The sequence below is a fragment of the Bradyrhizobium sp. SZCCHNRI20481 genome (assembly GCF_032485055.1).
Classification (GTDB): domain Bacteria; phylum Pseudomonadota; class Alphaproteobacteria; order Rhizobiales; family Xanthobacteraceae; genus Bradyrhizobium.
Map to the genome: position 1 here is coordinate 140452 of NZ_JAUEUE010000002.1, position 20636 is coordinate 161087.

Sequence of the window (20636 nt, forward strand, 5' to 3'; positions counted from 1 at the left end):
GACCATGACCGAGAACGCAACGTCCTCCTCGCGCATCGTTTCCGAGCGCCGCCTGATCGAAGGCCCGGTGTCCGATGTACAGCTTCAGCTCATCAACAAGCGCCGGCATGACGTGCAACGGTTCTCGGCCGAGCGCACGCTGGTGATGATGCACGGCGCCACCTTTTCATCCGCCAGCCTGTTCGACGTCGCGGTTGGTGGCGCCTCCTTCATGGATGTCCTGGCGCAGGCCGGCTACGATGTCTGGGCCGTCGATGCGCGCGGCTATGGCGGCTCCAGCCGGCCGCCGGAGATGTCGCGGGCGGCCGAGGAGGGATCTCCATTGGTCAATGCGCGGACCGCCGTGGACGATTTCGGCGCGGCGGTGGACTTCATCTGCCGGCATCGCGACGTCCCGCGCGCCAACGTGCTCGGCATGTCCTGGGGCGCCACCGTCGCGGGCAAGTTCGCGAGCGCGGCGAGCGCGAAGCTCGAGAAGCTGATCCTGGTGACGCCGCTCTGGCTGTCCAGCGAGCCGCTGCGCATCGACGCCGGCGGACCGCTCGGCGCCTATCGGATCGTCAGCCCGCGCGCGTTCGAGGCTGCGTGGCGCGGCGCCGCTCCGGAGCAGGCGCGGGACAAGCTGATTCCGGACGGCTGGTTCGAGTCCTGGGCGGAGGCGACGCTCGCGACCGATCCGGACTCGCCGTACCCCGGCGCGATCCGCGCGCCTTCGGGCGCGGTGCAGGACGTGCGCGAGCATTGGACCGTGGACCAGCCGATCTACGATCCCAGCACGATCAACTGCCCTGTTCTCGTGCTCTCGGCGGAATGGGATGTGGACGTCCGCTTCGAGATGGCGCACGACCTGTTCGTTCGTCTCGTGAGCGCGCCGTACAAGCGCCTGGTCGAGATCGGGCAGGGCACGCACATGATCCTGATGGAGCGGAATCGACGGCAGGCGTTCGATGCGGTGATCGGATTTCTGGACGAGCGCGTCGTGCCGGCGCGTTGATCGTCGCGCGGACGGCCTGCACCGCGTTAGAGCGGATGCCGAATCCAGACATTCGGCTCGACATAGGCGGCATGGTCGTGCTCGACCGACGCGAGCACGGGCACGAGAGCAGCGGGGACCTCGATCTCACCCGAGCGATCGAAGGTCACGCCGGTCCATTGCGACCACTCGGCGAGCGTGCCGACGATGGTCATCGAGCACGGCGCGATCTTGACGATCTCGCCACCGATGCCGAGGTGCGTGCGCAGCCAGGAATCGACCAATCGGCCGTCTTCGCGCCGCTGATCGAGATAGGCGCGCATTGGCGTCCGCGGCGCCAGATGTTTCTGGTTCGGCCGCACCGGCGCGTACAGCTCGGCAAAACCTTTGGCGCGTGCGCAGCCTTTCAGAGCCGCGAGCATGGCGAGCGAGCTGCCAGGCACGCGCGCCTTCGGCAGCAGCGCAATCTCCAGCGCGCTCATCGTCGTCGGCCGCCGTCCCAGCAGGCGGTCCTCGTGACCCCAGCGGATCACCTCGTCCCAGCCCGCATCCGGCAGCGTGCGGCGGCCCTCGATGCCGAAGGTGAAGGGGACGGCGAAGGCGCGCCCGACCACCTCGTCACCGGCGAGCGCCACGTAGGCGCAGTCCGCATATTGGTCGAACACTGGCGGATCATAGTACAACGTCGCCGTCCGGTCCTGCCGCATGAACTCCGGCCAGATGGCATCCAGCTCGGGCGAGAACACGCGCGGGATCAGGTCGGGCCGATCACGCAAACAGATGATGTCGAGGGGCATTCGGTTCTTCCGGGCCGCGGGGGCGTGCAGAGCGGACAGCTTAGGCGGTCGGGCCGTCTGCGACCAGCGGATGTGGCGGGAGACGGGCCGGATCGCTCCCTTGCCGGCGGTCGATTTTAGGATTCGCTTTTTCGGAAAAGTCTGCTATGCTGATTTGGTCCCGTGCTCGACAGGAGGGGCGCTTCGCGATCGTCACGGACGTGGAGCGCGGGATGCGGTGGCCGCGACGTGTCGCAGCGTGCCCTGATGGCGCGCGGACGAACGGCATGGCGCGGACGTGAAGTCGCGTGGTCCTGGCATCCCGAAGCTGATGCCAAGCCGGCGGGTGATGATGATCCCGACGGCGACGGTGGCCAACAAGCCGGGCACCGGGGAGATCGCGTATAAACGTGAAGACCATCGCGCAGGGAATGCCGGATGTCGGCTGGACCTGTGGTGACTGCCGCCTGCTTTTTTTCTGCAGGCGGGCCATGGGTTGCGGCCAGCAGCCCGGCATTCCCTGCGCCCTCCGATTGGAGGAGGGTGAGATGAGAGCAGCAAAGCTCGGGCACATCGTGTCGCGAAAACAATCTTGCATGAGTGGGCACCGTCATTGCGAGCGCAGCCTTTCAGAACGTCACGCCGCTGGCCATGACGCACCCTTGCGCGATGCGATCAGATCCCGAGCGCCTCCAGCGCCGCGGCGATGTCGTCCGTCGAGCGCACCAGCACCGCCTGCAGCCCGCTGGCCCGCGCGCCGTCGATGTTTTCAGCGAGGTCGTCGAAGAACAGGATGCGCCCGGCGGGCACGTCGATCGCCTGCACGACGTGATCATACGCCTCGGCATCCGGCTTTCGCAGGCCGATCGACGACGACAGGAAGATCTCGCGAAAGTGACCAAGCAGGTCGGCGTAGCGCGGCGAGAAGTGATCGATGTGCGGCTGGTTGGTATTGGAGAAGGCATAGAGCGGCAGTTTCTCCGCCGCGCGTGCGAGCAGCGGGGCGATGCCGGGCATCGGACCGACGAAGATCGCGTTCCAGCCCTCGAGAAACTGCGCGTCGGTGATGTCGATGCCGAGCTGCCGGCGCAGGTTGGCGAAGAAGTCGGCGTCGGAGACCGTGCCGCGCTCATGCCCGTGGTAGATCTCGTCGCGCACGAAGCGCGCGGCGAGATGCTCCGGCGCGCAGCCGGCATGCGCGGCCCAGCGCGAGACGACCTGGACGAAATCGATGTCGATGACGACGCGGCCGAGATCGAACAGCAGCGCGTCGGCGTCGCCGGGGCGGAGAGCGGAGGAGGGCATGGAGGGGGGCGTCGATGGCTGGCGTTGAACGGAAGGGCCTCCGCCTCAATAACGGTAGGGCTCGATGTCGACCAGCGGAAACGCGCTGACGACGCTCGGCTGGTTGGTGGCGGTTGCCGGATGCAGGTAGGAGCCGTTGAGCTCGGCGAACGAGGTGACGCCGAGCAGGCCGAGCGCGCGGATGACCTCGTCCTCCAGCAGCTCGAGCATGCGCAGGATGCCGTCCTCGCCGGCCGCGGCGAGCGCCCAGCATTGCAGCCGGCCGATGCCGACGAGGTCGGCGCCGGAGGCGATCGCCTTGACGATGTCGGTGCCGCGGCAGAAGCCGCCGTCGACCATGATCTTTGCCCGGCTCTTCACGGCGGCGACGATCTCCGGCAGCACATGCATGGCTCCGCGGCCATGGTCGAGCTGGCGGCCGCCATGGTTGGAGACGTAGATCCAGTCGACGCCGTGATCGACCGCAATCTGCGCGTCCTCGGCGGTCGCGATGCCCTTGATGATCAGCGGCAGCTTGAACTTGTCCTTGATCAGCTTGACGGTGTGCCAGCTCAGCGCCTTCTGGTGGTCGCCGCCGGTCGCGCGCAGCCGGCTTTCGCGGACGTAGCGCTTGGCGATGTCGCGCTCGCGCCGGCTGTAATGGGCGGTGTCGACGGTCAGGCAGAACGCGGTGTAGCTGTTGGCGACCGCCCGGCTCACATAGTCCTCGACGAAGGCGTCGTCGCCGCGGACATAGAGCTGGAAGATTCGCAGCGCGTCGGGCGCGGCCTCGGCGGTCTTCTCCAGCCCGGGTTCCGACACCGAGCTCAGCATGTGCGCCGCTCCGAATCGGCCCGCCCCACGGGCCACGCTGGCCGCCCCTGCCGGATCGAAGATTTCGAGCGCACCGACCGGGGCCATGACCACCGGCAGGCGCAGCTTGCGTCCGAAAGTTTCGACCGAGGCATCGACCCTGGACACGTCGCGCAGCACGCGCGGACGGAACGCGATCTCGTCGAGCGCCATCCGGTTCCGACGCAGCGTGGTCTCGGTTTCGGCCCCGCCGATGATGTAGTCCCAGGCGTTCTGGTTGAGCTGGGCGCGCGCCTTGCGGATGAGCTCGTGCAGGTTCTGGAACTTCTCGTCGCTCGAGCCGAGTTCGACGTTCCGCCACCCGGCCTCGATCGGGGTCCGTTGGTTCATGTTTGCCTCCCGGCGACTGTCATGCTTGCGGTTTTGCCGCGGAGCATTGCCCATCGAGCGGGCCGGGAGCAAGCCATTCCGAACTCGAGCTTCCCGGGCGCGCGCAGGGAGCGGCGCCCCGCAGGCCCAGGCCATCAAATCGCGGCGTGGTACACGGCTCGTCGAATTGTGATCATGGGTGTCCGGGAAAGACGGAGTATGTTCAGCCGGGCCCGGCGCCGGCGCAGCCTTGAGCTTGATTTCAGCCTGTGAACGTCCATTTCGGATGCGAGCGCCGGCGGTCGGGCCCCGGTACGGCGGCGCAATATCGGCCTTGAAGAAACCGGAAATGTGGTGTGTGTTCGCAACATAAATCGCGCCGGCGATGCGTGCGGACCATTTGATCGGCCGGCCATCCAACAAACGCTCGGGAAGCAAACAATGCGGAAAAACTGGCTGTTCTTGGCGGGCACGATGACCGGCGTCGGGCTGACCCTGATGGTCACGGGTCCCGACGGCGCGCAACTCGTTGCCAAGGCCAAGGCCGCGGCCGGCATGGCCGACACCTATTCGCAGCTCAATCTGTTCGGCGCGGTGTTCGAGCGTGTTCGCGCCGACTATGTCGAGAAGCCGAGCGATCCCGCGCTGATCGAAGGCGCCATCAACGGCATGGTGTCCTCGCTCGATCCGCATTCGCGCTACATGAACGACAAGTCCTGGCGCGACATGCAGGAGACCACATCCGGCGAGTTCGGCGGACTCGGTCTCGAGGTCACCATGGAGGAGGGCCTGGTCAAGGTCGTCGCGCCGATCGATGACACGCCCGCGTCCAAGGCCGGCGTTCTCTCGGGCGATCTCATCGCCAAGATCGACGGCGAGGCGGTGCAGGGACTGACGCTCGAGCAGGCCGTCGCCAAGATGAAGGGCGGCGTCAACACCAAGACCAAGCTCACCATCATGCGCAAGGGCAAGGACGCACCGCTCGACGTTACGCTGACGCGCGAGATCATCAAGGTGCGCCCGGTGCGCTATCACACCGAAGGCGGCGACATCGGCTATATCCGCATCACATCCTTCAACGAGCAGACCACCGAGAGCCTGCGCAAGGCCGTCGCCAGCATCTCCAAGGACATTCCGCAGGAGAAGCTCGCCGGCTACGTGGTCGACTTGCGCAACAATCCGGGCGGCCTGCTCGATCAGGCGGTGTCGGTCTCCAGCACGTTCCTCTCGCGAGGCGAGGTGGTTTCGACCCGCGGCCGCAATCCTGAGGAGACGCAGCGCTTCACCGCACGCGGCGGCGATCTCACCAAGGGCAAGCCGCTCGTGGTGCTGATCAACGGCGGCTCGGCCTCGGCGTCGGAGATCGTGGCGGGCGCGCTGCACGATCACAAGCGTGCAACCCTGGTCGGCACGCGCTCGTTCGGCAAGGGTTCCGTGCAGACCATCATTCCGCTTGGCGCCGGCAATGGCGCGCTGGCGCTGACCACGGCGCGCTACTACACGCCGTCGGGACGCTCGATCCAGGCGCAGGGCATCGCGCCGGACATCGAGGTCAAGCAGGACGTGCCGGACGAGCTGAAGGATCGCGGCGATCTCAAGGGTGAGGCCGGCATGCGCGGCCATCTCTCGGCGCCCGACGGCACCGAGCAGACCGGCTCGCAGTCCTACGTTCCGCCGGACGAGAAGGACGACAAGGCGCTGCACGCCGCCTTCAACGTGCTGCGCGGCGTCACCGTGAATGCCGACGTCCGAGCCAAGGCGGCGGTGCCGAACTGATCTGCGAAGTGGGCGGGTGCGCGCCTTGCGGCGCCCGATGCTCACACCCGACGGGGCGGCCCTGAGGCCGTCCCGCCGTGGTTTTCGACCAGCGTGTACAAGCGGACACGGAGTATGTCCGTCTGTGTCCCGTAGATCATGGCGGAGCCGTGGACTTCAAGCGGCGGACGGGACGACTGGTTGGTAGGGTTTGAGTTTGGCTTGTGGAAAAGCCTCAAATTGCAACGGTATTTATCGGTTCGGAACTGGCTCACGCGGCGTTGGGGCGCGAATGGCGGCCGGTTGAGGGATTGGCGCGCTGCGCGGCGAACAATTGCCCCACGTCGGCTGCGGGCTTCGGAGGGCTGAACAGATAGCCCTGCATCTCCGAGCAGCCGAGCCGCTTCAGCACCTGGCGCTGCGCCTCGGTCTCGACGCCCTCGGCGGTCGTCGACATCTTGCGGATGGCGGCGATGTTGACCACGGCCTGGACGATCGCCGCGGAGCCCTCACTCTCGGTGATGTCCTGGACGAAGCAGCGGTCGATCTTGATCTTGTCGAACGGAATGCGCTGGAGGTAGCTGAGGCTCGAATAGCCGGTGCCGAAATCGTCGAGCGCGATACGGACGCCGAGCGCGCGCAACTGGTGCAGGGTGTCGAGCGCGTCGTCGTCGCGGATCAGCACCGCTTCCGTGATCTCGAGCTCCAGCCGATGCGGCGGCAGGCCGGAGGTCGCAAGCGCATTCGCGACCTTGAGCGCCAGGGTGCCGCTCTTGAACTGCACCGGCGAGACGTTGACGGCGAGCCGGATGTCGTCCGGCCAGCTCACAGCCTCGGTACAGGCGACCTGAAGGACGCGTTCGCCGAGCAGGTTGATGAGGCCCGTGTCCTCGGCGATCGGAATGAACTCGGCCGGCGAGACGGTGCCGCGGGTCGGATGCTTCCAGCGCACCAGCGCCTCGCAGCCGACGATGCGGTCGTCCTGCAGGCTCAGACAAGGCTGGTAGTAGACCTCGAGCCGATCGTCGGCGATGGCCTGGCGCAGGTCGACCTCGAGCTGGTGGCGCGCCTTGACCTGGGCGTCCATCTCGGGCTCGAAGAAGCGCCAGGTGCGCCGTCCCGCGGCCTTGGCGGCGTACATCGCCAGATCGGCATTCTTCATGATCTGGTCGAGATCGGTGCCGTGCTCGGGGATCAGCGCCACGCCGATCGAGGCGTCGGCGGTGAGCTGATGGCCGAGGCAGTAGCGCGGGGCGCGGATCGCGCTGAGAATATCCTCGATCAGCTGTTCGACGTCCTCGCGGTTGCGGATGGCCGTCTGAACCACGGCGAACTCGTCGCCGCCGAGGCGGGCGACGAATCCCGTGGTGCCGACACAGGTGCTCAGGCTCGCCGCGACGGATTTCAACAGCTCGTCGCCGACGAGGTGGCCGAGCGAATCGTTGACGCCCTTGAACTCGTCGATGTCGATGTAGTGCAGCGCGAGGCGCCGGCCTTGGAGGACGCCGGTCAGCTCCTCCTTGAGGCGCTCGTGAAACAGGGTGCGGTTCGGCAGATCCGTCAGGGCATCATAGTGCGCCAGATGCGTGATCTGCTCCTCGGACCGTTTGCGCTCGGTAATGTCCTCGTGGGTGGCGAGCCAGCCGCCGCCCGCGATCGGCTCGTTGACGATCTGGATCCAGCGACCGTCCGTGGTCTCGATGATCTGCGAGGTCTTGCGGCCGATGTCGCGCAGCACCGCATCGGCATATTCGCCGTCGTCGCCCGCGAGCGAGCCGGTCGCCTTGCGGTGCGCGATCAACTCGCGGAACGTGCAGCCTGGTTTCACGACGTCGGCAGACAGGCCGTACATGTCGACGTAGCGCTGGTTGCTGATGACCAGGCGCTCCGATGCGTCGAACAGCAGGAGGCCCTGGGTCATGTTGTTGACGGCCTTGTCGAGCCGTTCCTTCTCCAGCGTCAAGCGGCGGCTGGAGGCGTCGTGGTCGCTGATCAACCGGCGCACCACGACGTAGAGCATGCCGGCGATCAGCAGCACCGAGGTCACGCCGACGGCGATCAGGAAGCGCATCTGCTCGCGCCAGTCGGCGAGCGCCGCCGAGACCGTCGTCGTCGCGGTCACGATCAAGGGATAGCTCGTCAGCCGGTGCGACGCGCCGATGCGGTGCTCGCCGTCGACGGGGCTGCTGAAAATGCCCGTGGTGTTGCCATCGCCGGCCAGGATCTGGCGGAAGATCGGCGCGCTCTTGTAGTTCTGGTTCTGCATGCCCTCGTGGCGTGGATGGCGGGCCAGAAGGGTTCCGTCGCGATGCATCATCGAGATCGCCGCGTCGGGCCCGAGCGCGACGGAGGCGAAGAACCGCTCGACATTGATGGGTTCGAGGCTGCGGCCGATGATGCCCAGGAACTCGCCGTTGGGACTGGTCAGCTTCAGGGCGATGACCGCGACATATGTGCCGGTGATCCGGCCCACGACCGGTTCGATCAGCAATTGCGGCGCGGTCGGATCGGCTTTCAGCCGCTTGAAAAAGGTGCGATCGGCAATATTGACGGGCGGCACCGGCCAGGTCGCTCCGGAGTTGATCAGGTTGCCGTCGGAGTCGAAGATGTTCAGACCGCCGACATAGGTCACCGCGCTCAGCTTGTCCTTCAGCATGGCATTGACGGCGGCGCTTCCCATCTGCTCCTTGAAGCGGGCGCCGGTGTCGATATGGTTCTGTCGGACGTAGTTGGCGAGATCGCGCTGGATCGCGCCGAGATCCTCCATCTGCTGATCGAAATGACGCGCCAGTAGAAGGACGGTGTTCTCCAGCTCGCGCGTCGCGCTGTTCAGCGCGCGTTCCCGGAAACTGTCGGCCATGATGGTCGTGCCGATCGCGATGGCTGCAATAAGCACGAGGCCTCCGCCGACCAGCCAGCGGATCGGTCCACCGCGGTCGGTCGAAGCTCTGAGGGCATTCCGTGGACTAGCGTTGGTCGTCATCGGTCCTGAATACGCTTGCGATAGGCGCTTCGGGATGGAACCGCTACGATGTCCCTCCCACAACCATTGCTATAGGCCCGCTATGGAAGTGAGGTTAGGAAGTTGAGTTAGCGAACAATTAATTCGAAGTTGTATTTGGTTTTCCAATACCTTCAGGCGCGATAATGCCCGGACTTGCCGCCGATCTTCTCGGTCAAACGGATACCTTCGATGCGCACGCCGCGCTCGGCGGCCTTGATCATGTCGTAGATCGTCAGGCAGGCGACGGACACGGCCGTCAGGGCTTCCATCTCGACGCCGGTCGGCCCGGTGACCTTGACGGTTGCACTGACGATGCAGCCGGGCAGCGCAGCGTCGGGGGTGATGTCGACGGTGACCTTGGAGAGCGCCAGCGGGTGGCACAGCGGAATGAGCTCGGATGTGCGCTTGGCGGCCATGATGCCGGCAATGCGGGCCGTGCCGAGTACGTCGCCCTTCTTGGCGTTGCCGGAGATGATGAGCTCGAGCGTCGCGGGACTCATCACCACGCGGCCTTCGGCTGTTGCCGTGCGCTCCGTTGCAGCCTTGTCCGACACGTCGACCATGCGGGCTTCGCCACGAGCATCGATGTGGGTGAGGGCGGGAGCGCCGAGTGACTTGTCGGACATTGTCACTCAGCCGCGCTGGCGGAGGCGGCATCGCGCGCGAGCAACGCGCGGGTCGCCGCCGTGACGTCCGCCTGCCGCATCAGGCTCTCGCCGACCAGGAAGGTCTGGATGCCGACGCGCGCCAGGCGCGCGAGATCGGCCGGCGTGAAGATGCCGCTCTCGCCGACCAGCAGACGCTCCTTCGGGACCAGCGGCGCCAGCGTCTCGGAGGTCGCCAGCGTGGTCTCGAAGGTGCGCAGGTTGCGGTTGTTGATGCCGATCATCGGCGAGCGCAGCTTCAGCGCGCGATCGAGCTCGGCGCGATCATGGATCTCGATCAGCACATCCATGCCGTGGGCGAGCGCGGCGGCCTCGATCTCCGCAGCCGCGGCGTCGTCGAGCGCGGCCATGATGATCAGGATGCAGTCGGCGCCATGAGCGCGAGCCTCGACCACCTGATAGGTGTCGAACATGAAGTCCTTGCGCAGCACGGGCAGGGCGGTCGCGGCGCGTGCGGCGACCATGAAGTCCAGATGGCCCTGGAACGACGGCGTGTCGGTCAGCACCGAGAGGCAGGCCGCGCCGCCGGCCTCATAGGCCCTGGCGAGAACAGGCGGATCGAAATCGGCGCGGATCAACCCCTTCGACGGTGAAGCCTTCTTCACCTCCGCGATCAGCGCGTAGTCGCCGTTCGCATGCTTGGCTCGGATCGCCGCGACGAAGCCGCGCGGCGCTGAGGCATCACGCGCTCGCGCCTCGAGATCCGACAGCGGGCACGCCCGCTTGGCGGCCGCGATCTCCTCGCGCTTATAGGCTTCGATCTTGGCCAGGATATCCGACATGGCGCGCTCCGCAGATCAGTCGTTCGAGACGTCGATCAGCTGCTTCAGCCGCGCCGCTGCGGCGCCGCTGTCGAGCGAATCCCGGCCGATTGCGACGCCTTCCTTCAGCGTCTTGGCGCGGCCGGAAACGACCAGCGCCGCCGCGGCGTTCAGCAGGGCCACATCGCGATAGGGACTCGGCAGGCCATCGAGCACACTCTGCAGCGCCACGGCGTTGGCCGCCGCGTCACCGCCCTTCAGACCATCGCTGCCGCACAGGCCAAGCCCGGCCTCCTCGGGCGAGACCTCGAAGGTACGGATATGGCCGTCCTCCAGGGCGGCGACGAAGGTCGGGCCGGTCAAGGTGATCTCGTCGAGCCCGTCGGAGCCGTGCACGACCCAGGCGGCTTCCGAGCCAAGATTCTTCAGCACCTGTGCCAACGGCTCCACCCATTGCCGCGAAAACACGCCGACCATCTGGCGCCTGACGCCGGCCGGATTGGACAGGGGACCGAGCAGATTGAAGATCGTGCGAGTGGCGAGCTCGACCCGGGTCGGACCGACGTTCTTCATCGCCGGATGATGCGCGGGCGCGAACATGAAGCCGATGCCGGCCTCACGCACGCAGCGTCCGACCTGGTCGGGCTTCAGATCGATCTTGACGCCGAGCGCGGCGAGCACATCGGCTGCGCCCGAGCGCGACGACAGCGCGCGGTTGCCGTGCTTGGCGACCGGCACGCCGGCGCCGGCCACGATGAAGGAGGCGCAGGTCGAGACGTTGACCGAGCCAGAGCCGTCACCGCCGGTGCCGACGATGTCGACCGCGCTCGCCGGCGCGTCGACGCGCAGCATCTTCGCCCGCATCACGCTGACGGCGCCGGTGATCTCCTCGACCGTCTCGCCGCGCACACGCAGCGCCATCAGCAGCGCGCCCATCTGCGACGGCGTCGCCTCGCCCGACATCATGCTGTCGAAGGCGGACGCCGCCTCCTCGCGGGACAGCGGCGCGCCGGTCGCCACCTTGCCAATGATCGACTTGAGATCGTCCATCGCGTGCCCCTAGCGATCCGTCATTGGTTGCTGCTGCCGCCGCCGACCACCTGGGCCACGGCAGCCTCGTTGATCGTCGTCCCGATGTCCTTCTCGAGCTTCATGACATAGGCCGTGCCTTGCTCGTCGGCGAGCGCGCGCTGCAACTGGTCCTTCAGCTTCTTGGTGTCTTCGGACGCGAGGTCGACCTTCGGCTCGATGATGTCGGTGACACGGAACACAATCCACTGCCGGCCGCCATCAGCCTCGGTCTGGCCGACGCCGTCCTTCGCCGTGCGGAATGCGGCGGTGATCGCTCCGGTGGGGACGCCGGGAACCGAGGCGTCGCGCTTGAACGCGCTGGCCGTCTCGACCTTCACGCCGAGCGATGCCGCCTCGTCGGCGAGCTTGCCGCCCTCGTTGAGCTTCTTGACCAGTTCGGTGGCCTTCGCGCGCAGCTTGGCTGCGACCTCGTCGTCGCGCCAGCGCGCGGCGACCTGATCCTTGACCTCGTCGAGGGGGCGATCGCGCGGCGGGGTGATGCCGAGAACCTCGAACCAGACAGAGCCGCCGCGGAACGAGATCGGCTCGTTGTCGACACCGACGTCGCTGTTGAAGGCCTGCGCAACGACATCTAGGCCAAGCGGGATGTTCGAAACGGGCTGGCCGTTGGGTTGCTTGCCGGACCTGTCGACCGCTTCGAGCGTGACGGCATTGAGACCGAGCTTCTTGGCGGCCTCTGACACGCTGGCGCCACCGCCGCGCTCGTCTTCCATCTTGTCGCGAAGATTGGCGACTTGCGACTTGGCGCGGTCGGCTGCGATCTCTTTCTTGATGTCGGCAGCGACGCTCTCATATTCCGGCTGTTGGCCCGGCTGAATCGCGCTGACCTTGACCAGCGCCACGTTGAACGCGCCCTTGACCGGCTGGCTGACCTCGCCGGTCGGCAGCGAGAAGGCGGTATCGGCAACGACAGGGTCGAGAATCGCCGATTTCGTCACCAGACCGAGATCGAGATCGGCTGGGTTGAGGTTGCGCTCCTTGGCGAGCTCGTCGAACGTGACTTCACCCGCGGCGATCCGGGCGCGCGCCGCTTGTGCCTCCTCTATGGTGGAGAAGGTCATCTGCTGGACTTGGCGCTTCTCCGGCGTGCCCATCAGCGCCTTGCGCTGGTCGAACAGCTTCCTGGCGTCCTCGTCAGATACGTCGGTCCACTTGCCGATCTCTTCGGGCGTCACCACGACGAAGGAGATCTTGCGATATTCCGGCGCCTTGAACTGGGCTTTGTGCTCTTCGAAATAGGACGCGAGAACCTCGGGCGAGGGCGCATCGATGGTGCCGGCCTGCGCCGCGTCGAGCTTGATGTAATCGATCGAGCGCTGCTCGTTCTGGAAGCGGCCGAGCGCCTCGAGCATCGTGTTGGACGGCTCCAGCCCGGCCGCGATCGTGCCGGTGATCTGCCGCCGCAGCGACTGTCGGCGCTGGTCAGCCAGATAGCGCTGCTCGGTGAAGCCGAAATTGCGGATGATGGCCTGGAAACGCTGCGGGTCGAACGCCCCGTTCGGGCCCTTGAAGTTGGGATCGCTGAGGATCACCCGCATGGTCTCCGCATCGGACTGGGCGAGACCGAGACGGCGGGCCTGCTCGTCGAGGGCGGCTTCCGCAATCGTCTGCTGCAGAACGGAGCGGTCGAGCCCGAACATGCGGGCCTGCTCGGTGGTCAGCGGACGGCCGAGCTGGCGGCCGATCTGCTGCAGCCGGTCGGTATAGATCTGCCGGAACTCGTTGACCGAGATCTCCGTGCGTCCCACGGTTGCAGCCGTCGACTGCCCGAAGCCGCGGAAGATGTCGGCGATGCCCCAGATGCCGAAACTGACGATCAAAACGCCCATGACCACCGCCATGATGGTCTTGCCGAGCCAGTTTGATGAGGCCTTGCGTAATCCTCGAAGCATGGGTCCAGTCTGTCTGCAGGAAAAAGGATGAAGAGGCCGCGCCTTAAAGCAGATTCCGCAAAAGGCCGTCACCGAGTTGAAACGGCTTATAAAGAGGCCGCCGCCCGGTCGCAACCTCGGCCCTGAGGCCGATTGAAGCGGTGGGAAGACGGCTCCCGCTCTGGTGCTCGTCGAAGGGCTCTGCTAGCCGATGTCCGTCACAACATTTGCTGGAATCCCGCCATGACCGACCGCATCCGGCCGCTGATCGCCGGCAACTGGAAAATGAACGGCCTGAAGGCCTCGACCGCCGAGTTCGACGCCATGCTGGCCGGAGCCGCCGAGGTCACCGGCAAGGCCGATCTGCTGGTCTGTCCGCCCGCCACTCTGGTGGCAGGCTTTGCCGAGAGGGCACGCGGCACCCACGCGATCGCGGTCGGGGCCCAGGATTGCCACCCCAAGGCGTCGGGAGCCCATACCGGGGACATCTCGGCGGAGATGCTGGCCGATGCCGGCGCCAGCGCCATCATCGTCGGCCATTCCGAACGGCGCGCCGATCATGGCGAAACCGATGTTGTGGTGCACCAGAAGACTGAGGCGGTGTGGCGCGCCGGATTGGTCGCGATCGTTTGCGTCGGCGAAACCCAGCAGCAGCGCGATGCCGGGCAAACGCTCGACATCCTGCGCGGCCAGCTCAACCTCAGTCTGCCGCAGGGCTCACGGGCCGACAACCTGGTCGTGGCCTATGAGCCGGTCTGGGCGATCGGCACCGGCCTGACCCCGACCGCCAAGGATGTCGAGCAGATTCATGCCTTTATCAGAGAGCTGCTGATCGATCGCTTCAAGCAGGAGGGAGCGCGGACGCGCATCCTCTATGGCGGCTCGGTGAAGCCCTCCAATGCGGCCGAGCTGATGGCGGTCGCGAATGTCAACGGCGCGCTGGTCGGCGGCGCCAGCCTGAAAGCCTCGGACTTTCTCGCCATTGCGAAGGGCTGTTGAGAAGCGACGTGAGCGAAAACGCGCCAGGCGTTTCAGTCCGCCTGTTCGATTCGCTTCCAATAGATCTTCGTGCCGGTGAGGCCGCCATGGGGCTTCAAGGCATAGTCCGGAATGGTTCCGCTCAGCTGGAAGCCGACGCTCTCATAAAGCCGTGAGGCGCCCCCATCCTCGGCGGTATCGAGGACCAGCATCGTCCGCCCATGCGCGCGGGCGAGGTTTTCGGCCGCGCAGAGCAGCGCGGTCGCGATTCCGCGTTTGCGGTGGCTGATGCGTGTCATCATCTTTGCGATCTCGGCGCGGTGCGGCTGGTTCGGCGGCAGCTTCAGCTGCAACGTCACGGTCGCGATCACATCCTCGCCGTCGAAGGCGCCAAGAACGGCTCGTTCGCCGCGCGCCGCGGCCGACAGCGATTCCCGCCAGAACGCGTCGGCATCCTCCTCGCGAAGCGGGTGCATGAAGCTGACCGAGCCACCATGGGCGACCGTTTCGATCAGCATTGCGCGAAGCGCAGCCCGGATTGCCGGCGTATCTGACAGGGCCGCGATTCGGGGCGGGGACATTCTCAACTCCTGGCAAGGGCGACGACGTAGACGCAGGGCGCGTCGGTCTCATTGGCAAAGGTGGTGTCGATCGGTGGGCCGAAGCCGAGGCAGTCGCCCGGCCCGAGCACGTGGCGTTCCGCGCCTTCCGTGATGGTCAATTGCCCGCTCTGAACCCAGAGGAGCTGGCGGATGTGGATGTAGGAGGAGGCCGGCAAGGTTACGCTGCGGTGCGCCGGCATCTCGACGGTCACCAATTCGATCGGATGATCCGGCCTGAGAAAGACCTGGCGCCTGACGTAGCCCGTGTCCGGGTCGCGCCAGACCGGCTGCTCGGCGGCCTTGGACAGGCGCTCCGACTGGGCTTCGGCTCGGAGCATCAGGCCGGCCAGCGTGAGATCGAAAGCGCTTGCGAGCTTGACCAGGATCACCGCGGTCGGGCTGACTTCGGCACGCTCGATCTTGCTGATGGTCGCCTTCGACACGCCAGAGCGTTCGGCGAGGTCGGCCAGCGACCACCCACGGCCGTCCCGTTCCAGCAGCAGGCGACGGGCGAGCCTCTGGCTGAAGTCGTCTACTATTTGATCCATTCGTCTCTAATAATAGATATTGAAGCGGCCGGCAAGTGTCGACCCGGAGGGCGACGTCGGCGCTTGTGCGAAGCGCGGTTGCGATTATCTGCGGGGTGGCGTTGCTCGACATGATCGTGTAACACCGCGCAAATTTCCGAATAGCCCGCGAAGCTCTCGCGATCCCGGCCCCCGGTCGGGGCCTGCGAGGGCTTGTGACGGAAGGTCACCATGCAGACTGTCTTGATCGTCATCCACCTCATGATTGTCGCCGTCCTGATCGGTACGGTGCTGTTGCAGAAATCCGAGGGCGGTGGCCTTGGCATGGGCGGCGGCGCCGGTTTCATGTCGAGCCGCGGCACGGCCAACCTGCTAACGCGCACGACCGCGATCCTGGCACTCCTCTTCTTCCTCACCAGCCTGGCGCTGACTTGGCTCGCGGGTCTGGATCGCAAGCCGACCTCGATTCTCAACAACCTGCCGGGGCAGACCCAGTCAGGCGGAGCGACCCCAGTGGCGCCGACCGCGGGCGGCGTGCTCGACCAGCTCAAGAAGGCCGACGAGCAGCAGGCACCCGCGGCTCCGGCTGCGCCGCAGGCCCCGCAGTCGCAATAACGCGGGCAAGCCATGCAGGAACGCAATTGGCGTCCTGCGTCATGAGGCGGTCTCAAGTACCTGAGACCATTAATATTTTGAAGTAACCCACAGGCCCGCGACATGGTTGCGGGCTGCAAGCGATTCGTTTTGGCGAATCGAGCGCGCGGCATTAAAGGTAGGGTCCCATGGCGCGGTACATCTTCATCACCGGCGGCGTGGTTTCCTCGCTCGGAAAGGGTCTGGCTTCAGCCGCGTTAGGCGCGCTGCTGCAGGCCCGCGGCTACAAGGTCCGGCTTCGCAAGCTCGACCCCTATCTCAACCTCGATCCCGGCACGATGTCGCCGTATCAGCACGGCGAAGTGTTCGTGACTGACGACGGTGCCGAGACCGATCTCGATCTCGGCCATTACGAACGCTTCACCGGCCGGCCGGCGACCAAGGCCGACAACATCACCACGGGCCGGATCTATCAGGACATCCTGACCAAGGAGCGGCGCGGCGACTATCTCGGCGCGACCATCCAGGTCGTCCCGCACGTGACGAATGCGATCAAGGATTTCGTCCTGTCCGGGAATGACGAGTACGATTTCGTGCTGGTCGAGATCGGCGGCACCGTCGGCGACATCGAGGGCCTGCCGTTCTTCGAGGCGATCCGGCAGCTCGGCAACGAGCTGCCGCGCCATCACGCGATCTATATCCATCTCACGCTGCTGCCTTACATTCCGAGCGCCGGCGAGTTGAAGACCAAGCCGACGCAGCATTCGGTCAAGGAGCTGCGCTCGATCGGCATCCAGCCGGACATCCTGCTGTGCCGCACCGACCGCCCGATCCCGAAGGAGGAACGGCGCAAGCTCGGCCTGTTCTGCAACGTGCGCGAAAGCGCCGTCATCGAGGCGCGCGACGTCGACAACATCTATGCCGTGCCGGAGGCCTATCATGCCGCCGGCCTCGACGACGAAGTGCTGGCCGCGTTCGGCATCGAGCTGCGGGTGCCGCCGGCGCTGGCGAGCTGGCACACGATCAACGAGCGCGTCCGCAATCCGGAAGGCGACGTCACGATCGCGATTGTCGGCAAGTATACCGGCATGAAGGACGCCTACAAATCGCTGATCGAGGCGCTGTCGCATGGCGGCATCGCCAACAAGGTCCGCGTCAAGCTCGACTGGATCGAGAGCGAGGTGTTCGAGAACGAAGACCCGGCGCCATTCCTCGAGCACGTCAACGGCATCCTGGTGCCCGGCGGCTTCGGCCAGCGCGGCGCCGAGGGCAAGATCCGCGCGGCGCGGTTCGCCCGGGAGCGTGACGTGCCGTATTTCGGCATCTGCTTCGGCATGCAGATGGCGGTGATCGAGGCGGCGCGCAATCTCGTCGGCATCACCGAGGCCAACTCGACCGAGTTCGGCCCGACGCCGGAGCCGCTCGTCGGCCTGATGACGGAATGGCTGCGCGGCAACGAACTGGAGAAGCGCTCCAAGAGCGGCGATCTCGGCGGCACGATGCGGCTCGGCGCCTATCCTGCGGCGCTCAAGCGCGGCAGCCGCGTCTCCGAGGTCTATGGCGGCGCCACCGAGATCTCCGAGCGCCATCGCCACCGCTACGAGGTCAACACCGCCTACAAGGACCGGCTCGAGCAGCACGGTCTGAAGTTCTCCGGCCTGTCGCCGGACGGCGTGCTGCCGGAGATCGTGGAATACGAGGACCATCCCTGGTTCATTGGCGTGCAATTCCATCCCGAGCTGAAGTCGCGCCCGTTCGAGCCGCATCCCTTGTTCGCGTCCTTCATTCAGGCCGCGGTGGTGCAGAGCCGGCTTGTGTAGCAGGCCTTTGTCGCCAGGTGCCGTCATTGCGAGCGGAGCGAAGCAATCCAGAGTCGCGGGCGGGACTCTGGATTGCTTCGTCGCTGACGCTCCTCGCAATGACGGTCGAGGTGCGCAACGCGACCTTTGACGGCCGCGACGATTGTTGCGACAACGCTCCCCGATCGCGCGAAGCCAGAAAAGATCAGGGAGGATCAGATGATCTACGAGAGCCGCATCTATCGCTGCATTCCAGGCCGGCTGCCGGCGCTGCTGAAGCGCTTCGAGACCACGACGCTGAAGCTGTGGGAGAAGCACGGCATCCGGCCGGTCGGCTTCTTCACGACCCTGATCGGCGAATCCAACCAGGACCTGACCTATTTCCTGGCCTGGGAATCGCTCGCCGAGCGCGAGATCAAGTGGACCAAGTTCATGACCGATCCCGATTGGATCGCGGCGCGCGCCAAGAGCGAGGAGGACGGCCAGATCGTCGCCAACATCACCAGCCAGTTCCTGGTGCCGACGGCGTTCTCGGCGTTGAAATAGGGCCCTTGCACGGGAGCCGGGATGCGCGGATGGCCTCATCCCCGCAACCCTGCTATTCGCGGGCACGCGCCGGGTTGATCCGGCAGCCAGCGCTGGGCCATGGTCGCGCGCCCACAAGAGGATGATGTCGTGAACGCTTCGATCTCTGCCGCGCCGGTCGTCAACCTCGGCTCCGTCAAGTTTGGCAATCAGCTGCCGCTCGCGGTCATCGCCGGCCCGTGCCAGCTCGAGAGCCGCGCGCATGCGCTCGAGGTCGCCTCGGCGCTGAAGGAGATCGCGACGCGGCTCGGCATCGGTCTCGTCTACAAGACCTCGTTCGACAAGGCCAACCGCACCTCGGCTTCTGCTGCACGCGGCCTGGGGCTCGCGCAGTCGCTGCCGATCTTCGCCGAGATCCGCTCTTCGCTCGGCCTGCCGGTGCTGACCGACGTGCACGACGCCGGCCAGTGTGCCGAGGTGGCGCAGGCCGTCGACGTGCTGCAGATTCCGGCGTTCCTGTGCCGGCAGACCGATCTGCTGCTCGCGGCGGCGGCGACCGGCAAGGTCGTTAACGTCAAGAAGGGCCAGTTCCTGGCGCCCTGGGACATGGCCAATGTCGTGGCCAAGATCACGGGCTCCGGCAATCGCAACGTGCTGGTCACCGAGCGCGGCGTCTCGTTCGGCTACAACACGCTGGTCTCCGACATGCGCGCGCTGCCGATCATGGCGCGCACCACCGGCGCGCCTGTCGTCTTCGATGCGACCCACTCCGTGCAGCAGCCGGGCGGCAAGGGCACGTCCTCGGGCGGCGAGCGCGAATTCGTGCCGGTGCTGGCGCGCGCGGCGGTGGCGGTCGGCGTGGCCGGCGTCTTCATCGAGACGCATCCGGATCCCGATCATTCGCCTTCCGATGGGCCGAACATGGTCCCGCTCGCGCAGTTCGAGGGGCTGCTGCGAACGCTGATGGCGTTCGACGCACTCGCCAAGGCGCCGGCGGCGGACGCCGGGCGCTGATGCACCAGACCGCCGCCAAGCCCGCGGGGCAGAAGTTTCCGCCGGCGGTGAACATCATCGCCCTCGCAGGCTTCTCGGCGGCGCTGTCGACGCGGGCGCTCGATCCGGTGCTGCCGCATGTCGCCGAGGATTTCGCGATCAGCATCACCACGGCGGCGAGCATCGCCGCGGGCTATGCGCTGATCTACGCATTGATCCAGCCGGCGATCGGCGCCGCCGCCGATCTGTTCGGCAAGGCGCGGCTGATGACGCTGTGCCTGGCGCTGCTCGGTGTCGCCAGCCTGCTCGGCGCGCTCGCCACCTCGTTTCCGCTGTTGTTCGCGACGCGCATCCTCGCGGGCATCGCCTCGGGCGGCGTGTTTCCGGTGGCGCTTGGGCTGACCAGCGATCTCGTCGCGCCCGACAAGCGGCAGGTCGCGATCGGCCGCACGCTCGCGGGCTCGATGGCGGGCAACCTGCTCGGCGCGACGGCATCCGGCATCATCGGCGATTTCATCGGCTGGCGTGGCGTGCTCGCGATCCTCGGCGCGCTCGGGCTGATCGCCTCCTTGGCGGTGGCGGCAGGCTTTCGCGGCGCCAAGGTCACGCATGCGCCGACCACCGATCTCGCCGCGCTGAGGAAGGGCTACCGCACCATCTTCACCAACCCCAATTCGCGCTTCTGCTTCTCGGCGGTGTTCGTCGAAGGCTGCTGCGTGTTCGGGCTGTTTCCGTTCATCGCCTCGTTCCTGTTCGATCTCGGCGAGACCTCGCTGTCGATCGCGGGCATCGTCATCGCGGGCTTCGCGGTCGGCGGCCTGTTCTACACGTTCACGGTGTCGAACTTCCTGCCGCGGCTCGGCGTCAAGGGCATGATGATCACGGGCGCTGCCCTGGTCGGGCTGCAGCTCGCCGCGCTCGCCTTCGGCCCGGGCTGGAAGCTGCAGTTCGGCTGCATGCTGCTGATGGGCTGGGGCTTCTACATGATCCATGGCTGCCTGCAGGTGTTCGCCAGCGAGCTGTCGATCGGGGCGCGCGCGACCGCGATGTCGCTGCACTCGTTCTTCTTCTTCATGGGCCAGACGGTCGGCCCGATCGCCTATGGCTTCGGCCTGGTCCATGGCGGCAAGCAGCCGACCTTGCTCATCGCCGCCATCATGATGGTCGCCCTCGGTTTCGCCTGCGCCGCGCTGCTGCGGCAGCGGCCGCCGGCGGATGCGGCGGTCAGCTGACGGCCATGTCGGACACGGGCGCG

The 20636-nt window shown here is 66.4% G+C and carries 18 protein-coding genes; 8 read left to right on the forward strand and 10 right to left on the reverse strand.

Going from position 1 to position 20636, the window contains the following annotated elements; translation table 11 throughout:
• The first annotated feature begins 4 nt into the window (after window positions 1–4).
• Window positions 5–994, forward strand: a complete 990-nt coding sequence (locus tag QX132_RS03155; protein WP_316160048.1) for an alpha/beta hydrolase — start codon at window positions 5–7, stop codon at window positions 992–994.
• 26 nt (window positions 995–1020) lie between these two features.
• Here the strand turns inward: QX132_RS03155 and QX132_RS03160 are convergent, their stop codons facing one another.
• From QX132_RS03160 to QX132_RS03170, 3 genes are all read right to left on the reverse strand, one after another.
• Complete coding sequence (locus QX132_RS03160; protein ID WP_315738318.1) at window positions 1021–1680, reverse strand: hypothetical protein; 660 nt, start codon at window positions 1678–1680, stop codon at window positions 1021–1023.
• A gap of 744 nt (window positions 1681–2424) precedes the next feature.
• Window positions 2425–3054, reverse strand: a complete 630-nt coding sequence (locus QX132_RS03165; protein ID WP_316160049.1) for an HAD family phosphatase — start codon at window positions 3052–3054, stop codon at window positions 2425–2427.
• A 45-nt stretch (window positions 3055–3099) separates the two neighbouring features.
• Window positions 3100–4236: an alpha-hydroxy acid oxidase gene (locus QX132_RS03170; protein ID WP_315798417.1), complete on the reverse strand. Its 1137-nt coding sequence runs from the start codon at window positions 4234–4236 to the stop codon at window positions 3100–3102.
• 420 nt (window positions 4237–4656) lie between these two features.
• Here QX132_RS03170 and QX132_RS03175 point away from each other — a divergent pair, with 420 nt between their 5' ends.
• Window positions 4657–5991, forward strand: coding sequence for a S41 family peptidase (locus tag QX132_RS03175; RefSeq protein WP_315738209.1), 1335 nt, complete (start codon window positions 4657–4659; stop codon window positions 5989–5991).
• A gap of 250 nt (window positions 5992–6241) precedes the next feature.
• Here QX132_RS03175 and QX132_RS03180 read toward each other — a convergent pair whose 3' ends face one another.
• From QX132_RS03180 to QX132_RS03200, 5 genes are all read right to left on the reverse strand, one after another.
• Window positions 6242–8953 (reverse strand): EAL domain-containing protein, encoded by a 2712-nt coding sequence (locus QX132_RS03180; protein ID WP_315780175.1) that lies wholly within the window; start codon window positions 8951–8953, stop codon window positions 6242–6244.
• 152 nt (window positions 8954–9105) lie between these two features.
• Window positions 9106–9600, reverse strand: a complete 495-nt coding sequence (gene moaC, locus QX132_RS03185) for a cyclic pyranopterin monophosphate synthase MoaC (RefSeq protein WP_316160051.1) — start codon at window positions 9598–9600, stop codon at window positions 9106–9108.
• Window positions 9601–9602: 2 nt separating this feature from the next.
• A complete protein-coding gene (trpC, locus tag QX132_RS03190) occupies window positions 9603–10421 on the reverse strand; it encodes an indole-3-glycerol phosphate synthase TrpC (RefSeq protein WP_315810890.1) in 819 nt (272 codons plus the stop codon).
• 15 nt (window positions 10422–10436) lie between these two features.
• Entirely contained in the window at window positions 10437–11450 is a 1014-nt protein-coding gene (gene trpD, locus QX132_RS03195) for an anthranilate phosphoribosyltransferase (RefSeq protein ID WP_316160052.1), read from the reverse strand.
• A gap of 20 nt (window positions 11451–11470) precedes the next feature.
• Complete coding sequence (locus QX132_RS03200) at window positions 11471–13384, reverse strand: peptidylprolyl isomerase (RefSeq protein ID WP_316160053.1); 1914 nt, start codon at window positions 13382–13384, stop codon at window positions 11471–11473.
• Window positions 13385–13606: 222 nt separating this feature from the next.
• Between QX132_RS03200 and tpiA the strand changes: the two genes are divergently transcribed.
• Window positions 13607–14362 (forward strand): triose-phosphate isomerase, encoded by a 756-nt coding sequence (tpiA, locus tag QX132_RS03205; RefSeq protein ID WP_315775013.1) that lies wholly within the window; start codon window positions 13607–13609, stop codon window positions 14360–14362.
• Between the two features lie 32 nt (window positions 14363–14394).
• On the opposite strand, the gene QX132_RS03210 is transcribed toward tpiA, so the two are convergent.
• Window positions 14395–14922, reverse strand: a complete 528-nt coding sequence (locus QX132_RS03210) for a GNAT family N-acetyltransferase (RefSeq protein WP_315810893.1) — start codon at window positions 14920–14922, stop codon at window positions 14395–14397.
• A 2-nt stretch (window positions 14923–14924) separates the two neighbouring features.
• Window positions 14925–15491: an XRE family transcriptional regulator gene (locus tag QX132_RS03215; RefSeq protein ID WP_315756702.1), complete on the reverse strand. Its 567-nt coding sequence runs from the start codon at window positions 15489–15491 to the stop codon at window positions 14925–14927.
• A gap of 210 nt (window positions 15492–15701) precedes the next feature.
• Here QX132_RS03215 and secG point away from each other — a divergent pair, with 210 nt between their 5' ends.
• The 5 genes from secG to QX132_RS03240 all read left to right on the forward strand — a co-directional run bounded on the left by secG (window position 15702) and on the right by QX132_RS03240 (window position 20613).
• Complete coding sequence (gene secG / locus QX132_RS03220; protein ID WP_315738200.1) at window positions 15702–16085, forward strand: preprotein translocase subunit SecG; 384 nt, start codon at window positions 15702–15704, stop codon at window positions 16083–16085.
• 167 nt (window positions 16086–16252) lie between these two features.
• Window positions 16253–17884: a CTP synthase gene (locus tag QX132_RS03225; RefSeq protein ID WP_316160054.1), complete on the forward strand. Its 1632-nt coding sequence runs from the start codon at window positions 16253–16255 to the stop codon at window positions 17882–17884.
• Between the two features lie 198 nt (window positions 17885–18082).
• The gene (locus tag QX132_RS03230) at window positions 18083–18409 is read left to right on the forward strand and encodes an NIPSNAP family protein (protein WP_316160055.1); all 327 of its coding nucleotides are present in this window, start codon (window positions 18083–18085) and stop codon (window positions 18407–18409) included.
• Between the two features lie 129 nt (window positions 18410–18538).
• Entirely contained in the window at window positions 18539–19402 is an 864-nt protein-coding gene (gene kdsA, locus QX132_RS03235) for a 3-deoxy-8-phosphooctulonate synthase (protein ID WP_316160057.1), read from the forward strand.
• Entirely contained in the window at window positions 19402–20613 is a 1212-nt protein-coding gene (locus QX132_RS03240; RefSeq protein ID WP_316160059.1) for an MFS transporter, read from the forward strand. The genes kdsA and QX132_RS03240 overlap by 1 nt, the downstream gene beginning before the upstream one ends.
• Window positions 20614–20636: the final 23 nt, after the last annotated feature.

Bases quoted from the DNA above. Each gene is read 5' to 3' on its own strand.
- QX132_RS03210 (WP_315810893.1), bottom strand. From the start codon at position 14,922: ATGTCCCCGCCCCGAATCGCGGCCCTGTCAGATACGCCGGCAATCCGG.
- trpD (WP_316160052.1), bottom strand. From the start codon at position 11,450: ATGGACGATCTCAAGTCGATCATTGGCAAGGTGGCGACCGGCGCGCCG.
- secG (WP_315738200.1), top strand. From the start codon at position 15,702: ATGCAGACTGTCTTGATCGTCATCCACCTCATGATTGTCGCCGTCCTG.
- QX132_RS03215 (WP_315756702.1), bottom strand. From the start codon at position 15,491: ATGGATCAAATAGTAGACGACTTCAGCCAGAGGCTCGCCCGTCGCCTG.
- QX132_RS03170 (WP_315798417.1), bottom strand. From the start codon at position 4,236: ATGAACCAACGGACCCCGATCGAGGCCGGGTGGCGGAACGTCGAACTC.
- QX132_RS03200 (WP_316160053.1), bottom strand. From the start codon at position 13,384: ATGCTTCGAGGATTACGCAAGGCCTCATCAAACTGGCTCGGCAAGACC.
- QX132_RS03165 (WP_316160049.1), bottom strand. From the start codon at position 3,054: ATGCCCTCCTCCGCTCTCCGCCCCGGCGACGCCGACGCGCTGCTGTTC.
- QX132_RS03175 (WP_315738209.1), top strand. From the start codon at position 4,657: ATGCGGAAAAACTGGCTGTTCTTGGCGGGCACGATGACCGGCGTCGGG.
- moaC (WP_316160051.1), bottom strand. From the start codon at position 9,600: ATGTCCGACAAGTCACTCGGCGCTCCCGCCCTCACCCACATCGATGCT.
- QX132_RS03160 (WP_315738318.1), bottom strand. From the start codon at position 1,680: ATGCGGCAGGACCGGACGGCGACGTTGTACTATGATCCGCCAGTGTTC.
- QX132_RS03180 (WP_315780175.1), bottom strand. From the start codon at position 8,953: ATGACGACCAACGCTAGTCCACGGAATGCCCTCAGAGCTTCGACCGAC.
- QX132_RS03240 (WP_316160059.1), top strand. From the start codon at position 19,402: ATGCACCAGACCGCCGCCAAGCCCGCGGGGCAGAAGTTTCCGCCGGCG.
- QX132_RS03225 (WP_316160054.1), top strand. From the start codon at position 16,253: ATGGCGCGGTACATCTTCATCACCGGCGGCGTGGTTTCCTCGCTCGGA.
- tpiA (WP_315775013.1), top strand. From the start codon at position 13,607: ATGACCGACCGCATCCGGCCGCTGATCGCCGGCAACTGGAAAATGAAC.
- trpC (WP_315810890.1), bottom strand. From the start codon at position 10,421: ATGTCGGATATCCTGGCCAAGATCGAAGCCTATAAGCGCGAGGAGATC.
- QX132_RS03230 (WP_316160055.1), top strand. From the start codon at position 18,083: ATGATCTACGAGAGCCGCATCTATCGCTGCATTCCAGGCCGGCTGCCG.
- QX132_RS03155 (WP_316160048.1), top strand. From the start codon at position 5: ATGACCGAGAACGCAACGTCCTCCTCGCGCATCGTTTCCGAGCGCCGC.